Origin of the sequence: Pseudomonas sp. 57B-090624, from assembly GCF_003234055.1 — a bacterium.
In the GTDB taxonomy this organism is placed as follows: Bacteria; Pseudomonadota; Gammaproteobacteria; order Pseudomonadales; family Pseudomonadaceae; genus Metapseudomonas; species Metapseudomonas tohonis.
In genome coordinates this window covers 74,843-93,004 of the sequence record NZ_QKRU01000008.1, presented here as the reverse complement: position 1 = coordinate 93,004, position 18,162 = coordinate 74,843, and the positions used below count along the sequence as shown (strand labels likewise).

Sequence of the window (18,162 nt, the reverse complement as noted above, 5' to 3'; positions counted from 1 at the left end):
TATTCATGCTGCCGCGACCAGTGAAACGGGGTCTCGGCAAATCCAAAGTTTCGGGAGAGAGAACATGGGCAAAATCATCGGTATCGACCTGGGGACCACCAACTCCTGCGTCGCCATCCTGGAGAACGGCAACGTCAAGGTGATCGAGAACGCCGAGGGCACTCGCACCACGCCGTCGATCATCGCGTACACCAACGATGGCGAGATCCTTGTTGGCCAGTCCGCCAAGCGCCAGGCGGTCACCAACCCGCACAACACCCTGTACGCCGTGAAGCGCCTGATCGGTCGTCGCTTCGAAGAAGAAGTCGTGCAGAAAGACATCAAGATGGTCCCCTACAAGATCGCCAAGGCCGACAACGGTGACGCCTGGGTCGAGGTGAAGGGCCAGAAGATGGCGCCGCCGCAGATTTCCGCGGAGGTGCTGAAGAAGATGAAGAAGACCGCCGAAGACTACCTCGGCGAGACCGTGACCGAAGCGGTGATCACCGTTCCGGCCTACTTCAACGACAGCCAGCGCCAGGCTACCAAGGATGCCGGCCGCATCGCCGGTCTCGACGTCAAGCGCATCATCAACGAGCCGACCGCGGCTGCGCTGGCCTATGGCATGGACAAGGCCAAGGGCGACCACACCGTGATCGTCTATGACCTGGGTGGCGGTACCTTCGACGTGTCGGTGATCGAGATCGCCGAAGTCGACGGCGAGCACCAGTTCGAGGTCCTGGCCACCAACGGCGACACCTTCCTCGGTGGCGAAGACTTCGACATCCGCCTGATCGACTACCTCGTCGACGAGTTCAAGAAAGAATCCGGCATGGACCTCAAGGGCGACCCCCTGGCCATGCAGCGCCTGAAGGAAGCCGCCGAGAAGGCCAAGATCGAGCTGTCCTCCAGCCAGCAGACCGACGTCAACCTGCCGTACATCACCGCAGACCAGACCGGTCCGAAGCACCTCAACGTGAAGATTTCCCGCGCCAAGCTGGAAGCCCTGGTCGAGGACCTGGTTGCTCGCACCATCGAGCCGTGCCGCATTGCCCTGAAGGACGCCGGCCTGGACGTGGGCGACATCCACGAGGTGATCCTCGTGGGTGGCCAGACCCGCATGCCGCTGGTGCAGAAGCAGGTCGCCGACTTCTTCGGCAAGGAAGCGCGCAAGGACGTGAACCCGGACGAAGCCGTGGCCATCGGTGCCGCCATCCAGGGCGCCGTGCTGTCCGGTGACGTGAAGGACGTGCTGCTGCTCGACGTATCCCCGCTGACCCTGGGTATCGAAACCCTGGGTGGCGTGATGACTGCGCTGATCGAGAAGAACACCACCATCCCGACCAAGAAGTCGCAGGTGTTCTCCACCGCCGACGACAACCAGTCCGCCGTGACCATCCACGTGCTGCAGGGCGAGCGCAAGCAGGCCACCCAGAACAAGTCCCTGGGCAAGTTCGACCTGGCCGAGATCCCGCCGGCTCCGCGTGGCGTGCCGCAGATCGAGGTGACCTTCGACATCGACGCCAACGGCATCCTGCACGTGTCCGCCAAGGACAAGGCCACCGGCAAGCAGCAGTCCATCGTGATCAAGGCCAACTCCGGCCTGTCCGAGGACGAAATCCAGCAGATGGTGCGTGACGCCGAGGCCAATGCCGAGGAGGATCGTAAGTTCGAAGAGCTGGCCGCCGCCCGCAACCAGGGTGACGCGCTGGTCCATGCGACCCGCAAGATGCTCACCGAGGCTGGCGACAAGGCTACTGCCGAAGAGAAGGCGGCCATCGAGAAGGCGCTGGGTGAGCTGGAAGTTGCCGTGAAGGGCGACGACAAGGCCGAGATCGAAGCCAAGATGAATGCGCTGTCCCAGGCTTCCACTCCGTTGGCGCAGAAGATGTATGCCGAACAGCCCCAGGCGGGTGAAGGTGCTCCGGCCGGTGAAGACAAGGCATCCGATGATGCCGTCGACGCCGAGTTCGAAGAGGTCAAGGACAACAAGTAAGCATCAGGCTTGCTTGCTCTCCTGCCTGCCGGGCCCAGCCCCGCAGGTTGATGCGCCGCGCGGGAGCTTGCTCCCGCGTCGGCGTGTCTGGAGGGCGCGAAATTTGAAGAGTGCAGAGAACCAATGGCTAAACGTGACTTTTACGAAATCCTCGGTGTCGAGCGGGGCGCCAGCGAGGCTGAGCTGAAGAAGGCTTATCGTCGTCTGGCCATGAAGTACCACCCGGACCGCAATCCGGACGACAAGGCGGCTGAAGAGAAATTCAAGGAGGCCAACGAGGCCTACGAAGTGCTCTCCGATGCCAGCAAGCGCGCGGCGTACGACCAGTACGGCCACGCCGGTGTCGATCCGCAGATGGGCGCGGGCGGTGGTGCGGGCTTCGGCGGCGCCAGCTTCTCCGACATCTTCGGCGACGTCTTCAGCGACTTCTTCGGTGGCCAGCGCGGCGGCCAGCGCGGTGGCGCCCAGCGTGGCAGCGACCTGCGCTACACCCTGGAGCTGGACCTGGAAGAAGCGGTGCGCGGTACCACCGTCACCATTCGCGTGCCGACCCTGGTCAACTGCAAGACCTGCGAAGGCTCCGGCGCCAAGAAGGGCACCAGCCCCGTCACCTGCACCACCTGCGGCGGCATCGGCCAGGTGCGCATGCAGCAGGGCTTCTTCTCGGTCCAGCAGACCTGCCCGCGCTGCCATGGCACCGGCAAGATGATTTCCGATCCCTGTGGCAGCTGCCACGGCCAGGGGCGCGTCGAGGAGCACAAGACCCTGTCGGTGAAAGTGCCGGCTGGCGTGGACACCGGCGATCGCATCCGCCTGTCCGGCGAGGGCGAGGCCGGCGCCATGGGTGGGCCGGCGGGCGACCTGTACGTCGTGGTCAACGTGCGTGAGCACCCGATCTTCCAGCGTGACGGCAAGCACCTGTACTGCGAAGTGCCGATCAGCTTCGCCGATGCCGCCCTGGGCGGCGAACTGGAAGTGCCGACCCTCGATGGCCGGGTCAAGCTGAAGATCCCGGAAGCGACCCAGACCGGCAAGCTGTTCCGTCTGCGCGGCAAGGGCGTGGCCCCGGTGCGTGGTGGGGGTGCGGGCGACCTGATGTGTCGCGTCGTGGTCGAGACCCCGGTCAACCTCGACAAGCGCCAGCGCGAGCTGCTCGAGGAGTTCCGCAAGTCCCTGCAGAACGACGGCTCCCATTCGCCCAAGGCCAGCAGCTGGTTCGAAGGCATGAAGCGCTTCTTCGGCGATCTTTGACATCCCGGCCCAGGCTGCAGGCGCAGGCTCGACGAGCGGCGCCTGCGGCGTGAGGCTTGCAGCTTGGAGCTTTGTGTATGCGACGTATTGCAGTGATGGGCGCCGCCGGGCGCATGGGCAAGATTCTGATCGAGGCGGTCCAGCAGACCGGCGGTAGCGCGGGTCTGACCGCCGCGATCGATCGCCCGGACAGCACCCTGGTGGGGGCCGATGCCGGTGAACTGGCGGGTCTCGGCCGTATCGGCGTACCGCTGTCGGGTGATCTGGGTAAGGTGGTCGATGAGTTCGACGTGCTGATCGACTTCACCCACCCGACCGTGACCCTCAAGAACCTGGAGATCTGCCGCAAGGCAGGCAAGGCCATGGTGATCGGCACCACCGGTTTCTCCCAGCAGGAGAAAGAATGGCTGAGCGCGGCGGCCAAGGAGATCCCGATCGTCTTCGCCGCCAACTACAGCGTCGGTGTGAACCTCTGCCTGAAGCTGCTCGATACGGCTGCCCGTGTGCTGGGTGATGACGTGGATATCGAGATCATCGAGGCCCATCACCGCCACAAGGTCGACGCACCGTCCGGCACCGCCCTGCGCATGGGCGAGGTCGTTGCCAGTGCGCTCGGGCGTGATCTGGAGAAGGTGGCAGTGTATGGGCGTGAAGGCCAGACCGGTGCCCGTCCGCGCGAGACCATCGGTTTCGCCACTGTTCGGGCTGGCGATGTGGTCGGTGATCACACCGTTCTCTTCGCGGCGGATGGTGAGCGCGTTGAGATCACCCACAAGGCATCCAGCCGCATGACCTTCGCCCGCGGCGCAGTTCGCGCGGCGCTTTGGCTGGAAGGTCGGGAAGCGAGCCTTTATGACATGCAGGATGTGCTCGGCTTGCGCTGAAACCGCCAAAAGGTCCTACTCCACGGTGGACCGAAAAAGGCTTCTCCTGTAAGCTGCAGCTTTAGTGTGTCCACTAAAAGTTACGCAGAATGGCTCAGATAAAAAAGCGGGGTGACGGTTCAAAACGTCATCCCGCTTTTTTACAACCTGCGTTTGCTTCAGCCTTGATCTACGGGAGGTCTTCTTGACTAAGCCAGCCATACTCGCGCTTGCCGACGGCAGCATTTTCCTCGGTGAATCCATCGGGGCCGACGGCCAGACCATCGGAGAGGTGGTGTTCAACACTGCCATGACCGGCTATCAGGAAATCCTCACCGATCCTTCCTATGCCCAGCAAATCGTCACCCTGACCTACCCCCACATCGGCAACACCGGCACCACGCCGGAAGATGCCGAGTCCGATCGCGTATGGGCCGCCGGCCTGATCATTCGTGACCTCCCGCTGCTGGCCAGCAACTGGCGCAACAAGCAGTCGCTGCCCGAGTACCTGGAGGCCAACGGCACCGTCGCCATCGCTGGCATCGATACCCGTCGCCTGACCCGCATCCTGCGCGAGAAGGGGTCGCAGAACGGCTGCATCCTCACCGGTGAAGGTGCTACTGCAGAAAAAGCCCTGGAGTTGGCGCGCAGCTTCCCCGGTCTCAAGGGCATGGACCTGGCCAAGGTGGTCAGCTGCACCGAGCGTTACGAGTGGCGCTCCAGCATCTGGAACCTGAAGACCGACAGCCACCCGGAAATCCCGGCCAGCGAGCTGCCCTACCACGTGGTGGCGTTCGACTACGGCGTCAAGCTGAACATCCTGCGCATGCTGGTTGCCCGCGGCTGCCGCCTGACCGTGGTGCCGGCACAGACCCCGGCCAGTGAAGTGCTGGCGCTCAATCCGGATGGCGTGTTCCTTTCCAACGGCCCTGGCGACCCTGAGCCCTGCGACTACGCCATCGCCGCGATCAGGGAAATCCTCGAGACCGAGATCCCCGTCTTCGGTATCTGCCTCGGTCACCAGTTGCTGGCCCTGGCTTCTGGTGCCAAGACCCTGAAAATGGGCCATGGCCACCATGGCGCCAACCACCCCGTCCAGGACCTGGACAGCGGCGTGGTCATGATCACCAGCCAGAACCACGGTTTCGCCGTCGACGAGACCAGCCTGCCGGCCAATGTCCGCCCCATCCACAAGTCGCTGTTCGATGGCACCCTGCAGGGTATCGAGCGTACCGACAAGGAGGCCTTCAGCTTCCAGGGGCACCCGGAGGCGAGCCCTGGCCCGCACGATGTGGCCCCGCTGTTCGACCGCTTCATCGAAGCCATGGCCAAGCGCCGCTGAGCCTGTCGACTGACCCAAGGATTCGAGTGAGTAAAAATGCCTAAACGTACAGATATCAAAAGCATCCTGATCCTCGGCGCTGGCCCGATCGTCATCGGCCAGGCCTGCGAGTTCGACTACTCCGGCGCTCAGGCCTGCAAGGCCCTGAAGGAAGAGGGTTTCCGCGTCATCCTGGTGAACTCCAACCCGGCCACTATCATGACCGACCCGGCCATGGCCGACGCCACCTACATCGAGCCGATCAAATGGGCCACCGTGGCCAAGATCATCGAGAAGGAGCGCCCCGACGCCCTGCTGCCGACCATGGGTGGCCAGACTGCGCTGAACTGCGCACTGGACCTGGAAAAGCACGGCGTGCTGGAGAAGTTCGGTGTCGAGATGATCGGTGCCAATGCCGACACCATCGACAAGGCTGAGGACCGTTCGCGCTTCGACAAGGCGATGAAGGACATCGGCCTGGCCTGCCCGGTTTCCGGTATCGCCCACAACATGGAAGAAGCGTACGGCGTGCTGGAGAAGGTGGGCTTCCCCTGCATCATCCGCCCGTCCTTCACCATGGGGGGTACCGGTGGCGGCATCGCCTACAACCGTGAAGAGTTCGAGGAAATCTGCGCCCGCGGCCTGGACCTGTCGCCGACCAGCGAGTTGCTGATCGACGAGTCGCTGATCGGCTGGAAGGAATACGAGATGGAGGTGGTCCGCGACAAGAAGGACAACTGCATCATCGTCTGCTCCATCGAGAACTTCGACCCGATGGGCGTGCATACCGGTGACTCGATCACCGTGGCCCCGGCCCAGACCCTGACCGACAAGGAATACCAGATCCTGCGTAACGCCTCCCTGGCGGTGCTGCGCGAGATCGGCGTGGAAACCGGCGGTTCCAACGTGCAGTTCGGTATCTGCCCGAACACTGGCCGCATGGTCGTGATCGAGATGAACCCGCGCGTATCCCGCTCCTCGGCGCTGGCCTCCAAGGCTACCGGCTTCCCGATCGCCAAGATCGCCGCCAAGCTGGCCGTCGGCTACACCCTGGACGAGCTGTCCAACGACATCACCGGCGGTCGCACCCCGGCGTCCTTCGAGCCGGCGATCGACTACGTGGTCACCAAGGTGCCGCGTTTCGCCTTCGAGAAATTCCCCAAGGCCGATGCCCGCCTGACCACGCAGATGAAGTCCGTCGGTGAAGTCATGGCCATCGGTCGTACCTTCCAGGAGTCCATGCAGAAAGCCCTGCGCGGCCTGGAAGTCGGTGTCGCCGGCTTCGATCCGAAGCTCGATCTGAACGATCCGGAAGCCGAGAGCACCCTGCGTCGCGAACTGACCGTGCCCAGCGCCGATCGCATCTGGTATGTGGCCGATGCCTTCCGCGCCGGCAAGACCGTCGCCGAAGTGTTCGAGCTGACCCGTATCGACGAGTGGTTCCTGGTCCAGATCGAAGACCTGATCAAGGACGAGGCGAACGTACAGACTCTCGGTCTGTCCGCCATCGACCGCGACCTGATGTTCAAGCTCAAGCGCAAGGGCTTCTCCGATGCGCGCCTGGCCAAGCTGCTCGGTGTTTCCGAGAAGAGCCTGCGTGCCCATCGCCACAAGCTCAAGGTGCTGCCGGTGTACAAGCGCGTGGATACCTGCGCCGCCGAGTTCGCCACCGACACCGCCTACATGTACTCGACCTACGAGGAAGAGTGCGAAGCCAATCCGTCGAGCCGCGAGAAGATCATGATCCTCGGTGGTGGCCCCAACCGGATCGGCCAGGGCATCGAGTTCGACTACTGCTGCGTACACGCCGCGCTGGCCATGCGTGAAGACGGTTACGAGACCATCATGGTCAACTGCAACCCGGAAACCGTCTCCACCGACTACGACACGTCCGACCGCCTGTACTTCGAGCCGGTGACCCTGGAAGACGTGCTGGAAATCGTCCGCGTCGAGCAGCCCAAGGGTGTCATCGTCCAGTACGGTGGCCAGACCCCGCTGAAGATCTGCCGCGCCCTCGAAGAAGCCGGCGTACCGATCATCGGTACCAGCCCCGAGGCCATCGACCGCGCGGAAGACCGCGAGCGCTTCCAGCAGATGGTGCAGCGCCTCGGCCTGCGCCAGCCGGCCAACGCCACTGCGCGCAGCGAAGACGAGGCACTGGCCCTGTCGAAGAACATCGGTTACCCGATGGTGGTGCGCCCGTCCTACGTACTGGGCGGTCGGGCGATGGAGATCGTCTACCAGGAAGAAGAGCTCAAGCGCTACATGCGCGAAGCGGTGAAGGTGTCCAACGACAGCCCGGTGCTGCTGGATCGCTTCCTCAACTGCGCCATCGAGGTGGATGTGGATGCGGTGAGCGACGGTGAGACCGTCGTGATCGGCGCGATCATGCAGCACATCGAACAGGCTGGCGTGCACTCCGGTGACTCGGCCTGCTCGCTGCCTCCGTATTCGCTGCCGAAGCATATCCAGGACGAGATCCGCGACCAGGTCAAGAAGATGGCCCTGGAGCTCGGTGTCGTCGGCCTGATGAACGTGCAAATGGCAGTACAGGGCGAGGACATCTTCGTCATCGAAGTGAACCCGCGCGCCTCGCGTACCGTACCGTTCGTCTCCAAGTGCGTGGGCGAGTCGCTGGCCAAGGTCGCCGCTCGCGTCATGGCGGGCAAGAGCCTGGCGGAAGCCGGTTACCAGGAAGAGATCATCCCGCCGTTCTTCAGCGTCAAGGAAGCGGTGTTCCCGTTCGCCAAGTTCCCGGGTGTCGACCCTATCCTCGGCCCGGAAATGAAGTCCACCGGTGAGGTGATGGGCGTGGGCGACAGCTTCGGCGAGGCATTCGCCAAGGCTCAGCTGGGCGCCAGCGAGATCCTGCCGAACTCCGGCTGCGCGTTCATCAGCGTACGTGAAGACGACAAGCCGGAAGCCGTCCAGGTCGCTCGTGACCTGATCGCCCTGGGCTTCGAAGTGGTTGCCACCGCCGGCACCGCCAAGGTGATCGAGGCCGCCGGCCTGCCGGTTCGCCGCGTGAACAAGGTGACCGAGGGTCGTCCGCATGTCGTTGACATGATCAAGAACGATGAGGTTACCCTGATCATCAACACCACCGAGGGGCGTCAGTCGATTGCAGACTCCTACTCGATCCGTCGTAACGCCCTGCAGCACAAGATCTACTGCACCACCACCATCGCGGCGGGGCAGGCGGTCTGTGAGGCGCTCAAGTTCGGTCCCGAGAAGACCGTTCGCCGGCTGCAGGATCTGCATGCAGGAATCAAGGCATGAATAAATACCCCATGACCGTCCAGGGCGCGCGCGCCCTGGAAGAGGAACTGGCTCATCTGACCAAGGTGATGCGCCCGCAACTCAGCCAGGCCATCGGCGAGGCACGTGAACTGGGTGATCTCAAGGAGAACGCCGAGTACCACGCCGCGCGCGAGCAGCAGGGCATGGTCGAGGCGCGTATCCGCGACATCGAAGGTCGCCTGCAGAACTCCGTGGTCATCGATGTCACCGCCATCGCCCACACAGGAAAGGTGATCTTCGGCACTACGGTGGATATCGCCAACGTGGAAACCGATGAGACCGTGACCTACCAGATCGTTGGCGAGGATGAGGCCGACATCAAGCAGGGCAAGCTGTCGGTGGGGTCACCGATCGCCCGCGCCCTGGTCGGCAAGGAAGAGGGCGACGTGGTAACGGTCAAGACCCCGAGCGGGCTGATCGAGTACGAGATCGTCGAGGTCCGCCATATCTGATCGTCGGCGGTTCCGCACAGCGACAGCCAGTTGGCAGCTGGCCCAGACACTCTGGGTCGGCGGCCTCTGGCTTCTGCACTTCGTTGTCGTGCCTTCCCTGGAACGCGTCGGTCTGGCGCCGTTGCTGGTGGAGGAAATCACGCGCAGCCTGACGCCGCTGCTGGTGGCATTCAGCGCTTTCTGTGCGCTGGTTCAAGGGTTCGTGCTGGTCCAGATCGAAGGTGCCCGCAGCCTGCAGCGCGATTCGCGCGGGCAGTTGCTGGTGGCCGTTCTGGTGATGGCGGTGGTGTTTCTGCTGGTGAACCAGTTGCAGCCGAATGCAATGCGCTGGCTGGCGTTCAACTACCTGGTTCTGGCGTTCTGTGGCGCCTTGCTGGTGATCCAGCCTGTGCCGGTGGGCGAGAAGGTCCGGGCGCGCTGAGCGCGCCTCGGTCATCGGCCTGGGTTCAGAGCCCGCTGAAGCGGCTGATGTTGGACAGGTTGCGATTTGGCTTGGGGTTGCGGCGATAGACCAGGGCCATCTTGCCGATCACCTGGACCAGTTCGCATTTGCCGGTGCTGCACAGCTCATTGATGAGTGCGCGGCGGTCATCGCGCTCGGTGATGCGGAATTGCACCTTGATCAGCTCGTGATCGTTGAGTGCGCGCTCCAGTTCGGCGAGCACGCCTTCGGTCAAACCATTTTCAGCCACGATCAATACCGGTTTCAGGTGGTGGCCGATAGATTTGTATTGCTTCTTGTGCTCCTGAGAGAGCGCCATAATCAGACCCCTGCGAAAAAAGGCGGTTAGTTTACCCGAGTCATTTCGGGGCGCACAGCTGAACACGCGGTGTCCCGTAGCTTGTACCAAGACTAGTCAGCATTGGCTCGAAGGGTCTTCATCATCGGTACGTGGTCCGCCAGTAGGGTGGAGAGCCTTGCGGATGTCCGACAGGACTTGTGATTTTCGAGAGTGCCCCAATATGGGGGATGTCGGGTCGGCCTGCGCAGGCCCCTCTCTTTCGTCGAGCGACTGTTCCTCCGGGCAATACCCGCTCGCGTGTGTTCTTTGCGAGGAATAGACTGCAACGGTCGACTCGTTTTTCGGTCTGAATGGCCAGGCTCGGTTGTTTTACGAGTGCCATGCTTCATAAAGGGTTACAGACGGCGCCTGCCAGGGGTGGGGGTTGTATAGTAAGTTAGGCCGGTTGATAACCAGCCGTCATGCGGGGCGTGTCCCAGGGCGGGATCTGCTCCAGAGGGTAGCTAATTGAACGATATGGCAAAGAATCTCATCCTGTGGCTGATCATCGCCGCCGTACTGGTCACGGTGATGAACAACTTCTCCAGTCCGAGCGAACCGCAGACGCTGAACTACTCCGACTTCATCGGTCAGGTGAAGGAAGGTAAGGTCGAGCGCGTCACCGTCGACGGTTTCGTCATCACCGGCAAGCGTAACGACGGCGACTCCTTCAAGACCATTCGTCCTGCCATTCAGGATGGCGGGTTGATCGGCGATCTGATCGACAACAACGTCATCATCGAGGGCAAGCAGCCCGAGCAGCAGAGCATCTGGACCCAGTTGCTCGTCGCCAGTTTCCCGATTCTGGTGATCATCGCTGTCTTCATGTTCTTCATGCGCCAGATGCAGGGCGGCTCCGGTGGTCGTGGTGGCCCCATGAGCTTCGGCAAGAGCAAGGCGCGCCTGCTGTCCGAGGATCAGGTGAAGACCACCCTGGCCGATGTCGCCGGTTGCGACGAAGCCAAGGAGGAAGTGGGTGAGCTGGTCGAATTCCTGCGCGACCCAGGCAAATTCCAGCGCCTGGGTGGCCGTATTCCCCGTGGCGTGCTGATGGTTGGTCCGCCCGGTACCGGTAAGACCCTGCTGGCAAAAGCCATCGCGGGTGAAGCCAAGGTTCCCTTCTTCACCATTTCCGGTTCCGACTTCGTCGAAATGTTCGTCGGCGTGGGTGCGTCCCGTGTTCGCGACATGTTTGACCAGGCCAAGAAACATGCGCCCTGCATCATCTTCATCGATGAGATCGACGCTGTCGGTCGCCATCGTGGTGCGGGCCTGGGCGGTGGTCATGACGAGCGTGAACAGACTCTCAACCAGTTGCTGGTGGAGATGGATGGTTTCGAAATGAACGATGGCATCATCGTCATCGCCGCGACCAACCGTCCTGACGTGCTGGACCCTGCTCTGCTGCGCCCGGGACGCTTCGATCGCCAGGTGGTGGTTGGCCTGCCGGATATCCGGGGCCGCGAGCAGATTCTCAAGGTGCATATGCGCAAGGTGCCCATGGGGGACGACGTCGACGCTGGCGTGATCGCCCGTGGTACTCCTGGTTTCTCCGGCGCCGACCTGGCCAACCTGGTCAACGAGGCTTCTCTCTTCGCCGCTCGCGTCAACAAGCGCATCGTCGAGATGAAGGAGTTCGAGCTGGCCAAGGACAAGATCATGATGGGTGCCGAGCGCAAATCCATGGTCATGTCCGAGAAAGAGAAGCTCAATACCGCTTACCACGAAGCCGGCCATGCCATCGTCGGTCGCATCGTTCCCGAGCATGATCCGGTCTACAAGGTTTCCATCATCCCGCGTGGCCGTGCCCTCGGTGTGACCATGTTCCTGCCGGAAGAGGATCGCTACAGCCTGTCCAAGCGGGCGCTGATCAGCCAGGTCTGCTCGTTGTTCGGTGGTCGTATCGCCGAAGAGATGACCCTGGGCTTCGATGGCGTGACTACAGGTGCATCCAACGACATCATGCGCGCCACTCAGATCGCCAAGAACATGGTGACCAAGTGGGGCCTGTCCGAGAAGCTCGGTCCGTTGATGTATGCAGAGGAAGAGGGTGAGGTCTTCCTGGGGCGCAGCGCTGGTGGCCAGCACTCCAGTGTCTCGGCGCAGACGGCGCAACTGATCGATCAGGAAGTACGCAGCATCATCGATCACTGCTACGCCACGGCGAAGCAGATCCTCGTGGATAACCGTGACAAGCTGGACATGATGGCCGAGGCGCTGATGAAGTTCGAAACCATCGACGCCGAACAGATCGACGACATCATGGCCGGTCGCCAGGCTCGTGAGCCGAAGGACTGGCAGGGTGGTCCTGGCGCCTCATCGGGCAAGCCCGCTCCTCGCGAGGAAGCTCCGCGTCCCGAGAACCCGATCGGCGGGCCGGCTGGCGAACACTAAGGTTCCTACATGAGTTCCACGCAGTACCTGACCCGGTTGCCTTGCGGCAACCGGGTTCTTGATTTGGGGCACCCGCACGTGATGGGCATCCTCAATGTCACTCCAGACTCCTTCTCCGACGGCGGGCGTTTCAGTCAGCGCGATGCGGCGCTGCGCCACGCTGCCGAGATGGTGGCCGCCGGTGCTACGCTCATCGACGTAGGGGGGGAGTCGACCCGGCCTGGAGCGCGGGCGGTTTCTCCCACCGAAGAGTTGGAGCGTGTCGCTCCAGTGGTCGAAATGATCGCCCGCGAGTTGGATGTGATTATTTCCCTGGATACTTCGACGCCCGCCGTCATGCGTGAAGGCGCTCGATTGGGGGCGGGGATGATCAACGATGTCCGCGCACTGCGACGTGATGGTGCGCTGGATGCCGTAGCCGATACCAGCCTGCCCGTGTGCCTGATGCACATGCTCGGCGAGCCGGGGAACATGCAGGAGAATCCGCAGTACGAGGATGTCACGCGTGAGGTTGCAGGGTTTCTTGCCGACCGCATGGCGGCGTGCGTCGCAGCAGGGATACCGGTGGAACGTATTCTGCTGGATCCGGGATTTGGCTTCGCCAAGACCCTTGAACACAACCTGGGCCTGTTCAGGCATCTGGAAGAGCTGAATAGTCTCGGGCGCCCCCTGCTGATAGGTGTTTCACGCAAGAGCATGGTGGGTCAGGTGCTGGGTCGCGATATCGATCAGCGCCTTTACGGCAGTCTGGCTTTGGCGGCCCTGGCGGTGGCCAAGGGAGCCTGCATCCTGCGGGTGCACGATGTGGCCGAGACTGTCGATGTCGTACGCATGATCGCTGCAGTACAGGCGGCGGAATAAGAAACACGGAGCATTCATGAGCAGAAAGTATTTCGGCACCGATGGCATTCGCGGCCATGTTGGGCAGTTCCCCATTACCCCTGATTTCATGCTCAAGCTGGGTTGGGCCGCCGGCATGGCGTTCCGCAAGCAGGGTAAGTGCCGCATTCTGGTCGGCAAGGACACCCGTATCTCCGGGTACATGTTCGAGTCCGCGCTGGAGGCGGGTCTTTCCGCTGCGGGTGCCGATGTGATGCTGCTCGGGCCGATGCCGACCCCGGCCATCGCTTACCTGACCCGAACCTTCCTCGCGGACGCGGGGATCGTCATCAGTGCCTCGCACAATCCGCACAACGACAATGGCATCAAGTTCTTCTCCGGCCAGGGGGTGAAGCTCTCCGACGAGGTCGAGCTGATGATCGAGGAGTTGCTCGATCAGCCTATGGTGGTGGTCGAGTCGGCCAACCTCGGCAAGGTTTCGCGTATCAACGATGCGGCCGGTCGCTACATCGAGTTCTGCAAGAGTACGGTACCCATGAGTACCGATCTCGCGGGGCTCAAGATAGTGGTCGATTGCGCGCACGGAGCGACTTACAAGGTCGCCCCCAGTGTGTTTCGTGAGTTGGGCGGCAGCGTTTCGGTGCTCGCGGCGCAGCCCAATGGACTGAACATCAATGACAAGTGCGGTTCCACCCACATGGAAGCGTTGCAGGCGGAAGTGGTGGCCCAGCACGCGGACATCGGCATCGCCTTCGATGGCGATGGGGATCGTGTGCTCATGGTCGATCACACCGGTGCCGTCGTAGACGGTGATGAGCTGCTGTTCATCATTGCTCGTGACCTCCATGAGCGTGGCAAGCTCCAGGGTACCGGTGTGGTCGGGACGTTGATGAGCAACCTCGGGCTCGAGCTCGCTCTGGGCGAGCTTGGCGTGCCTTTTACGCGCGCTAAGGTCGGGGATCGCTATGTCATAGCCGACATGCAGGAGCGGGGCTGGAGCCTCGGTGGTGAGAACTCGGGGCATATCCTCTGCAGTCATTTCACTACCACTGGGGACGCCTTGATCGCCGCGCTTCAGGTGTTGCTGGCCCTGCAGCGTCGTGACCAATCCCTGGCAGAGGCCCGTCAAGGCATGCGCAAGTGCCCTCAGGTGCTGCTGAATGTGCGCTTTGCCGGTGGCGGTGTGGATCCGGTCGAACACCCTGCCGTAAAGGATGCTTGTGCCCGCGTCACCGAGAAGATGGCAGGGCGCGGACGCGTGCTGCTGCGCAAATCCGGCACCGAGCCGTTGGTTCGCGTAATGGTCGAGGGCGACGATGAAAGCCAGGTCCGCGGTTACGCGGAAGAGCTGGTTAAAGTCGTAGCTGAGGTATGTGCTTGATTTCTCTTGCTACTTCAAAAAACCTTGGGTAACATCTGCGCCCACTTTGATCGACGAGGTAAAGCATGCGTCGCCCCCTGGTAGCTGGTAACTGGAAAATGCACGGTACCCGCGCCAGCGTCGCAGAGCTGATCAAAGGGCTTCGCCAGTTGGCATTGAATGCTGGTGTCGAGGTCGCGGTATTCCCGCCCTGCCTGTACATCAATCAGGTGATGCAAGGCCTGGACGGCAAGTCGATTGTCGTTGGTGCGCAGAATTGTGCTGTCGAACCCGTTCAGGGGGCGCTCACAGGTGAGGTTGCTGCGAGTCAGCTGGCTGATGCCGGTTGTACCTTGGTTCTCGTTGGACACTCCGAGCGTCGCCTGATTCTTGGTGAGCGTGACGAAGTGGTTAGTCGCAAGTTCGCTGCGGCTCAGTCTTGTGGTGTTGTTCCGGTGCTTTGCGTCGGTGAGACCCAGGAGCAGCGTGAGGCGGGCAAGACTCTTGAGGTTGTCGGGCGTCAGCTCGGTAGCGTGATCGAAGAGCTCGGTGTGGGGGCATTTGCGAAAGCGGTGATCGCATACGAGCCGGTCTGGGCTATCGGTACAGGGCTCACGGCAACTCCGCAGCAAGCGCAAGAAGTGCATGCTGCAATACGGGCGCAACTGGCGGCGGAAAATGCCGAGGTGGCGCGCGGTGTAAGGATTCTTTATGGCGGCAGTGTCAAGGCGGCCAGTGCGGCCGAGTTGTTTGGCATGCCGGATATCGACGGGGGGCTGGTTGGTGGGGCCTCCCTGAATGCTGATGAGTTCGGCGCGATCTGTCGTGCCGCAGGAAGCTGACGAGATGCTGGAAACTGTCGTTATCGTGGTTCACCTGCTCGGCGCGCTCGGCGTTGTCGCGCTGGTGTTGCTGCAGCAGGGTAAGGGTGCGGATGCTGGCGCCTCGTTTGGTGCGGGGGCTTCGGGTACCGTTTTCGGTAGTCAAGGTTCTGCTACCTTTCTGAGTCGAGTTACTGGTATACTCGCCGCGGTTTTTTTCATTACCAGCCTGGGCTTAGCGTTCTTCGCTAAAGAAAAGGCTGAAGCTCTGAGTCACGTTGGCCTGCCGGATCCGGCAGCTGTCGAGGTTCAGCAGCAAAAGCCGGCAGCTGACGATGTGCCGGTGCTCGAAGAGCAGAAGCCTGCAGAAAGTGCAGGTGATGTACCTCAGGCTCCAGAGCAGAAGTAAGGCAAGTTTTGCCGAGGTGGTGGAATTGGTAGACACGCTACCTTGAGGTGGTAGTGGCCATAGGCTGTAGGGGTTCGAGTCCCCTCCTCGGTACCATACAAAACAAGAAAGCCCGCTCCATGCGGGCTTTCTTGTTGGTGAGGTGTTCGGTTGACCGTGTACGCACGTAGGCCGTATACTCTCGCCCCAGCTTTGACGCGGGGTGGAGCAGTCTGGTAGCTCGTCGGGCTCATAACCCGAAGGTCGTTGGTTCAAATCCAGCCCCCGCAACCAGTAGTAGCGGAGCCCCTTTTTAGGGGCTTTTTGCTAGCTGGGACAGTTAGCCATCGGTCATTTGCCGATTGGTTCGAATGGATGGGCGTTTCGCCCATTTTTTATTTGCACAGCATGCGAGGGCAATCAGGTGTCGAGCAAGCTAGAACAGTTGCAGGCCTTGCTGGCCCCGGTAGTCGAAGCGCTTGGCTACCAATGCTGGGGCGTCGAGTTCCTGTCCCAGGGGCGGCATTCGCTGCTGCGGGTTTATATCGATCATGAGAACGGCATCCAGGTCGACGACTGTGAAAAGGTCAGTCGCCAGGTCAGTGGTGTTCTCGACGTGGAAGATCCCATCCCCAGCGAATACACCCTCGAGGTGTCCTCGCCTGGCATGGATCGACCGCTGTTCAGTCTTGAGCAGTTCGCTGCACATGCCGGTGAACTGGTGAAGATCAAGTTGCGCTCTCCCTACGATGGGCGACGTAATTTCCAGGGGCTCCTCCGCGGGGTGGAGGAACAGGATGTGGTGGTTCTTGTTGAAGATCACGAGTACCTGCTGCCGATCGATCTGATCGACAAGGCCAACATCATTCCCCGTTTTGACTGAGACGCGGATCCCGCGGATCCAATGGATTGCGAAAGGCGAGGCGTACGATGAGCAAAGAAGTACTGCTGGTTGTAGAGTCGGTATCCAACGAGAAAGGCGTACCGGCTGGCGTGATATTCGAGGCGCTGGAGCTGGCTCTGGCCACTGCTACCAAGAAGCGCTTCGAAGATGAAGTGGAACTGCGTGTGGAGATCAATCGCCACACTGGCAGCTATGACACCTACCGCCGCTGGGCGGTCGTCGAAGAAGACGACCAGGAAAACCCTGCGGCCGAACTGACCGTCGAAGAGGCCCAGGAGAAGCAACCTGGTGCCAAGGTCGGTGATTTCGTAGAAGAAAAAATCGAGTCCATCGAGTTCGGCCGCATCGCTGCACAGACCGCCAAGCAGGTGATCGTGCAGAAGGTTCGCGAAGCCGAGCGTGCGCAGGTCGTCGAGGCCTATCGCGAGAAGCTGGGCGACATCATCTCCGGCACCGTGAAGAAGGTCACCCGTGACAACGTGATCGTCGACCTGGGCAACAACGCCGAGGCGCTGCTGGCTCGTGAGGACATCATCGCCCGCGAGACCTTCCGTGTCGGCGCGCGCGTTCGCGCACTGCTGAAAGAGATCCGCACCGAGAACCGCGGCCCGCAGCTGATCCTGTCGCGCACTGCGCCGCAGATGCTGATCGAGCTGTTCCGCATCGAAGTGCCGGAGATCGCCGAAGAGCTGATCGAAGTGATGGCCGCCTCCCGTGACCCGGGTTCCCGCGCCAAGATCGCCGTTCGCTCCAAGGACAAGCGCATCGACCCGCAAGGCGCCTGCATCGGCATGCGTGGTTCGCGCGTCCAGGCCGTTTCCGGCGAGCTGGGCGGTGAGCGTGTCGACATCGTGCTGTGGGACGACAACCCCGCGCAGTTCGTGATCAACGCCATGGCTCCGGCCGAAGTGGCCGCGATCATCGTCGACGAAGATGCCCATGCCATGGACATCGCCGTCGGCGAGGACAACCTGGCCCAGGCCATCGGTCGAGGCGGTCAGAACGTTCGCCTGGCGAGCCAGCTGACCGGCTGGACGCTGAACGTGATGACCGAGGCCGACATCCAGGCCAAGCAGCAGGCCGAGACCGGCGACATCATGCAGGCCTTCGTCGACGAGCTGGAAGTCGATGAGGAACTGGCCCAGGTACTGGTCGAGGAAGGCTTCACCAGCCTGGAAGAAATCGCCTACGTACCGATGGAAGAGATGCTGAGCATCGACGGCTTCGACGAAGACATCGTCAACGAGCTGCGTGCCCGCGCCAAGGATCGCCTGCTGACCAAGGCTATCGCCACTGAAGAAAAACTGGCTGACGCTCAGCCGGCGGACGACCTGCTTGCTCTCGAAGGCATGGACAAAGAGCTGGCTGTTGAGCTGGCAGTACGTGGCGTAGTCAACCGCGAAGACCTGGCCGAGCAGTCTATTGACGACCTGCTCGACATCGACGGCATGGACGAAGAGCGTGCCGGCAAGCTGATCATGGCCGCCCGAGCCCATTGGTTCGAGTAAGCA

At 61.9% G+C, this 18,162-nt stretch carries 15 protein-coding genes and 2 tRNA genes; 16 read left to right on the top strand and 1 reads right to left on the bottom strand.

Features of this window, described 5'->3' with window-relative positions:
* Window positions 1-64 precede the first annotated feature (64 nt).
* The 7 genes from dnaK to DMX10_RS05660 all read left to right on the top strand — a co-directional run bounded on the left by dnaK (window position 65) and on the right by DMX10_RS05660 (window position 9,583).
* The gene (gene dnaK, locus DMX10_RS05690; protein ID WP_111260177.1) at window positions 65-1,975 is read left to right on the top strand and encodes a molecular chaperone DnaK; all 1,911 of its coding nucleotides are present in this window, start codon (window positions 65-67) and stop codon (window positions 1,973-1,975) included.
* A gap of 123 nt (window positions 1,976-2,098) precedes the next feature.
* Window positions 2,099-3,226 carry a molecular chaperone DnaJ gene (gene dnaJ / locus DMX10_RS05685; RefSeq protein ID WP_021222329.1) on the top strand — a complete coding sequence of 376 codons (1,128 nt, stop codon included), beginning with the start codon at window positions 2,099-2,101 and terminating at the stop codon, window positions 3,224-3,226.
* Window positions 3,227-3,303: 77 nt separating this feature from the next.
* Window positions 3,304-4,110, top strand: a complete 807-nt coding sequence (gene dapB, locus DMX10_RS05680; RefSeq protein ID WP_111260176.1) for a 4-hydroxy-tetrahydrodipicolinate reductase — start codon at window positions 3,304-3,306, stop codon at window positions 4,108-4,110.
* 184 nt (window positions 4,111-4,294) lie between these two features.
* Entirely contained in the window at window positions 4,295-5,431 is a 1,137-nt protein-coding gene (gene carA / locus DMX10_RS05675) for a glutamine-hydrolyzing carbamoyl-phosphate synthase small subunit (RefSeq protein WP_111260175.1), read from the top strand.
* Window positions 5,432-5,467: 36 nt separating this feature from the next.
* Window positions 5,468-8,689, top strand: a complete 3,222-nt coding sequence (gene carB, locus DMX10_RS05670) for a carbamoyl-phosphate synthase large subunit (RefSeq protein ID WP_111260174.1) — start codon at window positions 5,468-5,470, stop codon at window positions 8,687-8,689.
* Complete coding sequence (gene greA / locus DMX10_RS05665; RefSeq protein WP_111260173.1) at window positions 8,686-9,162, top strand: transcription elongation factor GreA; 477 nt, start codon at window positions 8,686-8,688, stop codon at window positions 9,160-9,162. Before carB ends, greA begins: the two co-directional genes overlap by 4 nt.
* Window positions 9,155-9,583, top strand: coding sequence for a DUF4149 domain-containing protein (locus DMX10_RS05660; RefSeq protein WP_111260172.1), 429 nt, complete (start codon window positions 9,155-9,157; stop codon window positions 9,581-9,583). The genes greA and DMX10_RS05660 overlap by 8 nt, the downstream gene beginning before the upstream one ends.
* Before the next feature lie 25 nt (window positions 9,584-9,608).
* On the opposite strand, the gene DMX10_RS05655 is transcribed toward DMX10_RS05660, so the two are convergent.
* On the bottom strand, window positions 9,609-9,923 hold the full coding sequence (locus tag DMX10_RS05655) for a YhbY family RNA-binding protein (protein ID WP_111260171.1): 315 nt from the start codon (window positions 9,921-9,923) through the stop codon (window positions 9,609-9,611).
* A 498-nt stretch (window positions 9,924-10,421) separates the two neighbouring features.
* Between DMX10_RS05655 and ftsH the strand changes: the two genes are divergently transcribed.
* The 9 genes from ftsH to nusA all read left to right on the top strand — a co-directional run bounded on the left by ftsH (window position 10,422) and on the right by nusA (window position 18,159).
* On the top strand, window positions 10,422-12,338 hold the full coding sequence (gene ftsH, locus DMX10_RS05650; protein WP_111260170.1) for an ATP-dependent zinc metalloprotease FtsH: 1,917 nt from the start codon (window positions 10,422-10,424) through the stop codon (window positions 12,336-12,338).
* Window positions 12,339-12,347: 9 nt separating this feature from the next.
* Entirely contained in the window at window positions 12,348-13,199 is an 852-nt protein-coding gene (gene folP / locus DMX10_RS05645; protein ID WP_111260169.1) for a dihydropteroate synthase, read from the top strand.
* A gap of 16 nt (window positions 13,200-13,215) precedes the next feature.
* Window positions 13,216-14,559: a phosphoglucosamine mutase gene (gene glmM / locus DMX10_RS05640; protein ID WP_111260168.1), complete on the top strand. Its 1,344-nt coding sequence runs from the start codon at window positions 13,216-13,218 to the stop codon at window positions 14,557-14,559.
* A 65-nt stretch (window positions 14,560-14,624) separates the two neighbouring features.
* Window positions 14,625-15,380 (top strand): triose-phosphate isomerase, encoded by a 756-nt coding sequence (gene tpiA, locus DMX10_RS05635; RefSeq protein ID WP_111260167.1) that lies wholly within the window; start codon window positions 14,625-14,627, stop codon window positions 15,378-15,380.
* A gap of 4 nt (window positions 15,381-15,384) precedes the next feature.
* Window positions 15,385-15,768 (top strand): preprotein translocase subunit SecG, encoded by a 384-nt coding sequence (gene secG / locus DMX10_RS05630; protein ID WP_111260166.1) that lies wholly within the window; start codon window positions 15,385-15,387, stop codon window positions 15,766-15,768.
* 10 nt (window positions 15,769-15,778) lie between these two features.
* A tRNA-Leu gene (locus tag DMX10_RS05625) sits at window positions 15,779-15,864 on the top strand.
* 100 nt (window positions 15,865-15,964) lie between these two features.
* A tRNA-Met gene (locus DMX10_RS05620) sits at window positions 15,965-16,041 on the top strand.
* A 130-nt stretch (window positions 16,042-16,171) separates the two neighbouring features.
* Window positions 16,172-16,630, top strand: coding sequence for a ribosome maturation factor RimP (gene rimP / locus DMX10_RS05615; protein WP_111260165.1), 459 nt, complete (start codon window positions 16,172-16,174; stop codon window positions 16,628-16,630).
* A 47-nt stretch (window positions 16,631-16,677) separates the two neighbouring features.
* Window positions 16,678-18,159 carry a transcription termination factor NusA gene (gene nusA / locus DMX10_RS05610; protein ID WP_111260164.1) on the top strand — a complete coding sequence of 494 codons (1,482 nt, stop codon included), beginning with the start codon at window positions 16,678-16,680 and terminating at the stop codon, window positions 18,157-18,159.
* Window positions 18,160-18,162: the final 3 nt, after the last annotated feature.

Coding starts and splice junctions, on each gene's coding strand:
- dnaK (WP_111260177.1), top strand. CDS start 65: ATGGGCAAAATCATCGGTATCGACCTGGGGACCACCAACTCCTGCGTC.
- dnaJ (WP_021222329.1), top strand. CDS start 2,099: ATGGCTAAACGTGACTTTTACGAAATCCTCGGTGTCGAGCGGGGCGCC.
- dapB (WP_111260176.1), top strand. CDS start 3,304: ATGCGACGTATTGCAGTGATGGGCGCCGCCGGGCGCATGGGCAAGATT.
- carB (WP_111260174.1), top strand. CDS start 5,468: ATGCCTAAACGTACAGATATCAAAAGCATCCTGATCCTCGGCGCTGGC.
- greA (WP_111260173.1), top strand. CDS start 8,686: ATGAATAAATACCCCATGACCGTCCAGGGCGCGCGCGCCCTGGAAGAG.
- DMX10_RS05655 (WP_111260171.1), bottom strand. CDS start 9,923: ATGGCGCTCTCTCAGGAGCACAAGAAGCAATACAAATCTATCGGCCAC.
- ftsH (WP_111260170.1), top strand. CDS start 10,422: ATGGCAAAGAATCTCATCCTGTGGCTGATCATCGCCGCCGTACTGGTC.
- folP (WP_111260169.1), top strand. CDS start 12,348: ATGAGTTCCACGCAGTACCTGACCCGGTTGCCTTGCGGCAACCGGGTT.
- glmM (WP_111260168.1), top strand. CDS start 13,216: ATGAGCAGAAAGTATTTCGGCACCGATGGCATTCGCGGCCATGTTGGG.
- tpiA (WP_111260167.1), top strand. CDS start 14,625: ATGCGTCGCCCCCTGGTAGCTGGTAACTGGAAAATGCACGGTACCCGC.
- secG (WP_111260166.1), top strand. CDS start 15,385: ATGCTGGAAACTGTCGTTATCGTGGTTCACCTGCTCGGCGCGCTCGGC.
- nusA (WP_111260164.1), top strand. CDS start 16,678: ATGAGCAAAGAAGTACTGCTGGTTGTAGAGTCGGTATCCAACGAGAAA.